The 4,537-nt window shown below is 71.7% G+C and carries 3 protein-coding genes and 2 pseudogenes; 3 read left to right on the plus strand and 2 right to left on the minus strand.

From position 1 onward, the window contains the following. Nucleotides 1-129: 129 nt before the first annotated feature. The 3 genes and pseudogenes from AOK00_RS40820 to AOK00_RS30450 form a co-directional block, all read left to right on the plus strand. A pseudogene (locus tag AOK00_RS40820) lies at nt 130-315 on the plus strand (hypothetical protein); the annotation flags it as partial. A 2-nt stretch (nt 316-317) separates the two neighbouring features. Continuing rightward, nucleotides 318-1,251, plus strand: a pseudogene (locus AOK00_RS30445) (TerD family protein); the annotation flags it as partial. A gap of 259 nt (nt 1,252-1,510) precedes the next feature. Continuing rightward, nucleotides 1,511-2,527: a TerC family protein gene (locus AOK00_RS30450; protein WP_079042280.1), complete on the plus strand. Its 1,017-nt coding sequence runs from the start codon at nt 1,511-1,513 to the stop codon at nt 2,525-2,527. A 76-nt stretch (nt 2,528-2,603) separates the two neighbouring features. On the opposite strand, the gene AOK00_RS30455 is transcribed toward AOK00_RS30450, so the two are convergent. Together AOK00_RS30455 and AOK00_RS30460 are read right to left on the minus strand one after the other, a co-directional pair. Next, nucleotides 2,604-3,905, minus strand: coding sequence for an MFS transporter (locus tag AOK00_RS30455; RefSeq protein WP_055603441.1), 1,302 nt, complete (start codon nt 3,903-3,905; stop codon nt 2,604-2,606). Between the two features lie 170 nt (nt 3,906-4,075). Then, nucleotides 4,076-4,537, minus strand: a 462-nt coding sequence (locus AOK00_RS30460) for an MBL fold metallo-hydrolase (RefSeq protein WP_055603442.1), incomplete at its 5' end; no start/stop codon positions are given.

Raw genomic sequence — 4,537 nt, forward strand, 5'->3', positions numbered from 1 at the left:
TGGTCGAGCTCCCGGTCGAGCCGGTTCTCGGCGAACTCGCAGGCACTGCGGTAGGCGGCGGTGGTCCGGGCCAGATCCTCGAACATGCCCCACACCTGGTTGTACAGGCGCTCGTCCATGGACCAGCCCGACGCGTCGCCGGTCGCCGGCGACGCGTCGGGCTGGTCCATGGACGAGCGCCTGTACAACCAGGTGTGGGGCATGTTCGAGGATCTGGCCCGGACCACCGCCGCCTACCGCAGTGCCTGCGAGTTCGCCGAGAACCGGCTCGACCGGGAGCTCGACCAGACGCTCTCCGACTACCGCGCCCGCGCCNNCGCGCGGGCCGCCGCCCGCGCCCGGCACGACGAGCTGGTGGCTCGGGCCCAGGAGGTCCTGGACCGGGACCTCGCCCAGCTCGTGGCCGAGTCCGAGGTCGTCGAGCCGGCCCTGCCCGCAGCCTTCGCCCGCTGGGAGAACCCCGTCTGGCAGGCGTACCGCACCCCGGCCGAGGAGCCCATGGCCGTCCGCCTCGGCGACCTCCACCTCCCCGAGCGGACCGATCTGCGGATCCCCATGCTCGTCCGGCTGCCGCTGGAGCGGGGGCTCTGGGTGGACAGCGGCCGAGGGCACTCCGAGGCCGCCGGTCTCCTCGACGAGGTCGAACTGCGGCGGCTCGCCCTGGACTGCGCGGTCGCCCACGCGGCCCGGCTGCTCGCGGCGCATCCGGCGGGCGCGTTCGCCGTCCATGTCGTCGACCCGGCCGGTGCGGGCACCGCCGCGCTCGCGCCGCTCGTGGAGACGGGCGTCCTCGCGGCCCCGCCGGCCCGGGGCGCGGCAGGGGTCTCGGCGGTCCTGGAGCAGCTGACCGAGCGGGTCGACCTGCTGCAGATGGCGGTGCGGGCGGGAGCCTCCGACGCCCTGCCCCCCGGTCTGGACGCGGCCCGGCAGCTGCTGCTCGTGCACGACTTCCCACACGGTTTCGACGACCGGGCGGTCACCCGCCTCCGGTACCTCGCCGACGAGGGCCCGTCGGTCGGCGTCCATCTGCTGATGGTGGCGGACCGGGAGGACGCGTCCGCGTACGGGCCGCTGCTCGACCCGTTGTGGCGCTCGCTGCTCCGGCTCACCCCCGTCCCGGACGACCACCTGGCCGATCCGTGGGTCGGCCACGCCTGGTCGTACGAGCCTCCGATGCTGCCGCCGGGCAGCGCGGTGCTCCGGCAGGTCCTCGGGCAGGTGGCGGCCGCTCGTCACGGAAGGCGGCCCTGAGAGCCCCCACGGACCCGGCTGCCCTGACCTGGCCTCTTGGCGGCCCTTTACCCTTCCCTTTACCTTCTCTTGGGTTTTCGGGTAGTCTTCTCCGTGCGGAGGGGAGTACTCCCCATGCGCGGCGTACCCGTCAATACGGACGGATCACTCGTGATCCGATCCCGGGGCGTCGGCCCGGCAGCGATCGTCCGTCGCCCGGGTGGAAGAGACCTCCGGCAGCGACGACGCTGATCAGTAGCCGTACGACGCCGGAGGCGCAGTGGACGTTTCAATGACCCTGTGGGTAGTGACCATTCTTGGTCTCGCTGCCCTGATCGGTGCCGACTTCTTCATCGGGCGCAAGCCCCATGACGTGTCGGTCAAGGAAGCCGGAATCTGGACGGTCGTCTGGATCGTGCTGGCCGGACTCTTCGGCCTCGGCCTGCTGTTCTTCGGCAACAGTCAGGCGTCCGGCGAGTTCTTCGCGGGTTACATCACCGAGAAGTCGCTCAGCGTCGACAACCTCTTCGTCTTCGTCCTGATCATGGCGAAGTTCGCGGTCCCCTCCCACCTCCAGCAGCGCGTGCTGCTCGTGGGCGTGGTGATCGCCCTGGTGCTCCGCACGATCTTCATCGCCGCGGGCGCCGCGATCATCGCGAGCTTCTCGTGGGTCTTCTACATCTTCGGCGCGTTCCTGATCTACACCGCCTGGAAGCTGATCCAGGAGGCGCGCGCGGACGAGGACGAGGAGGACTGGGAGGAGAACCGTCTCCTCAAGATGGCCGAGAAGAGGTTCGGCGTCGCCGACCGGTACCACGGCACCAAGCTGTTCATCCGGAACAACGGCAAGCGGATCATGACCCCGCTGATGGTCGTCATGCTGGCCATCGGCACCACCGACATCCTCTTCGCCCTCGACTCCATCCCGGCGATCTTCGGCCTCACCCAGGACCCGTACATCGTCTTCACCGCCAACGCCTTCGCCCTCATGGGTCTGCGACAGCTGTACTTCCTGATCGGCGGCCTGCTCAAGAAGCTGGTCCACCTCAGCTACGGCCTGTCGGTGATCCTCGGCTTCATCGGCGTTAAGCTGGTGCTGCACGCGCTGCACGAGTCCGGGGTGCACGTCCCGGAGATCTCCATCCCGTTCTCGCTCGCCGTCATCGGCGGTGTCCTGGTCATCACCACGATCACCAGTCTGATCGCCTCGAAGAGGCAGTCGGAGCGCGCCGCGGCCGAGGGCGGGAGCGGCGCCGACGGCATCGACGACGCCAAGAAGGACAGCGTCGGCGCCTGACCGCACGACACACGGCAGGAACACGGCGACGGCCGGCCGGGGACTCCCCGGCCGGCCGTCGCCGTTTCTCCGCCCCTCAGGCCGAGGCGGGCTCGGGCTCCGCCCGCCGCTCGGCCTCGGCCTTGACCTTGGCCGGCAGCGTCTCCGGGAGGAGCGCGAAACAGCCGAGGCTGACGAGGGCGACCACCGTCAGATAGGCCGCGACGCCCCAGGGCGGACCGGAGCCCCCGTCGGAGAGCGTGGTGGCGACGATCGGGGTGAGGGCGCCGCCCAGGACACCGGCGAGGTTGTAGCCGACGGCGGCACCGGTGCAGCGGACGCGGGGTTCGTACAGCTCCGGGAGGTACGCGGCCACCACCGCGAACATCGTGATGAAGGCGAGCAGCGCGCCCAGGAAGCCCAGGAACATCAGGAACGGGCGCGCGGTGTGCAGCAGCGCCACCATCGGGAACATCCACAGCGCGGAGGCCGCGCACCCCGCCAGGCACAGCGGCCGGCGGCCCCAGCGGTCGCCGAGGACCGCGAGGAACGGCGTGGCCGCGCCCTTGATCGCGACCGCCGCCATGACGCAGGTCAGCATCACCGTGCTGCTCACCCCGAGCCGCTCGGTGCCGTAGGACAGCGCCCAGGTGGAGACCGTGTAGAAAGTGGCGTAGCCGACCGCGAGCGCCCCGGCGGTCAGCAGTACGAGCCGCCAGTGGCCACGGGCGACCTCGGCCAGCGGGGCGCCCGCGGTCTGCCCGGTGGCGGACAGCTTCTCGAACTGCGGGGTCTCCGCGAGCGAGGAGCGCAGCAGCAGGCCGACCGCCGCGAGCACGCCCGCGGCCCAGAACGGCACCCGCCAGCCCCAGGAGCGGAACTCCGCGTCGCTCAGACCGGCCGAGAGCGCCAGCATCACCCCGTTCGCGAGCAGGAAGCCGATCGACGGGCCGATCTGCGGGAAGCTCGACCAGAGCGCGCGCCGGTTCTCGGGGGCGTGCTCGGCGGTGAGCAGGACGGCCCCGCCCCACTCGCCGCCGAGGCCCAGACCCTGGAGGAAGCGGAGCACGAGCAGCAGTACGGGTGCCGTGATGCCGATCGTCCCGTACGTGGGCACGCAGCCGACCGCGACCGTGGCGCAGCCGGTCAGGAGCAGCGAGGCGAAGAGGACCGGGCGCCGTCCGTACCGGTCGCCGACGTGGCCGAAGAGGACCGAGCCGAGCGGCCGGGACACGAAGCCGACGGCGAAGGTGCCGAAGGCGGCCAGGGTCCCGGCGAGCGGGGAGAAGGTCGGGAAGAAGAGCGGCCCCAGGACGAGGGCGGCGGCGGTCCCGTAGACGAAGAAGTCGAAGAACTCGATGGCGGTGCCGACGAGCGAGGCGGCGGCGAGCCTGCCCATCGAGGGCGCGGCGGGCGGGACGGGCGGAACCGGGGAAGCGGGTGGCGACGGAGCGTTACGGAGGCTCATGTCGCGCCAACTACCCCGCCGCCATCCGGGTTACGGGGGCGTGCGGGAGCGCGTCGCTGCTCAGCCGCGCGCTCTCCGCGGCGGAAGGCTTCCCCGAAGGGTTACCAGCCGCGCTCGCGCCACACGGCGAGCGAGGGCCGCTCGTCACCGAGCGTGGTGTCCTTGCCGTGGCCCGGGTAGATCCAGGACTCGTCCGGGAGGACCGCGAAGAGCTTGGTCTCCACGTCGTGGATCAGGCTCGCGAAGGCCTCCGGGTCCTTCCGGGTGTTGCCCACCCCGCCGGGGAAGAGGCAGTCGCCGGTGAAGACGTGCGGGTGGCCGTGCGGGTCGTCGTAGACGAGGGCGATCGAGCCCGGGGTGTGCCCGACCAGGCGGCGCGCGGTCAGCTCGACCCGTCCCACCCGGATCGTGTCGCCGTCCTCGACGGGCACGTCGGTCGCCACCGGGATGCCCTCCGCGTCGTACGCGCCCGCGTACGTCACGGCGCCGGTCGCGGCGACCACGTCGGCGAGCGCCTGCCAGTGGTCCCCGTGCCGGTGGGTGGTGACGACGGACTTGATGCC

Origin of the sequence: Streptomyces aureus (assembly GCF_001418135.1) — a bacterium.
Taxonomy (GTDB): Bacteria; Actinomycetota; Actinomycetes; order Streptomycetales; family Streptomycetaceae; genus Streptomyces; species Streptomyces aureus_A.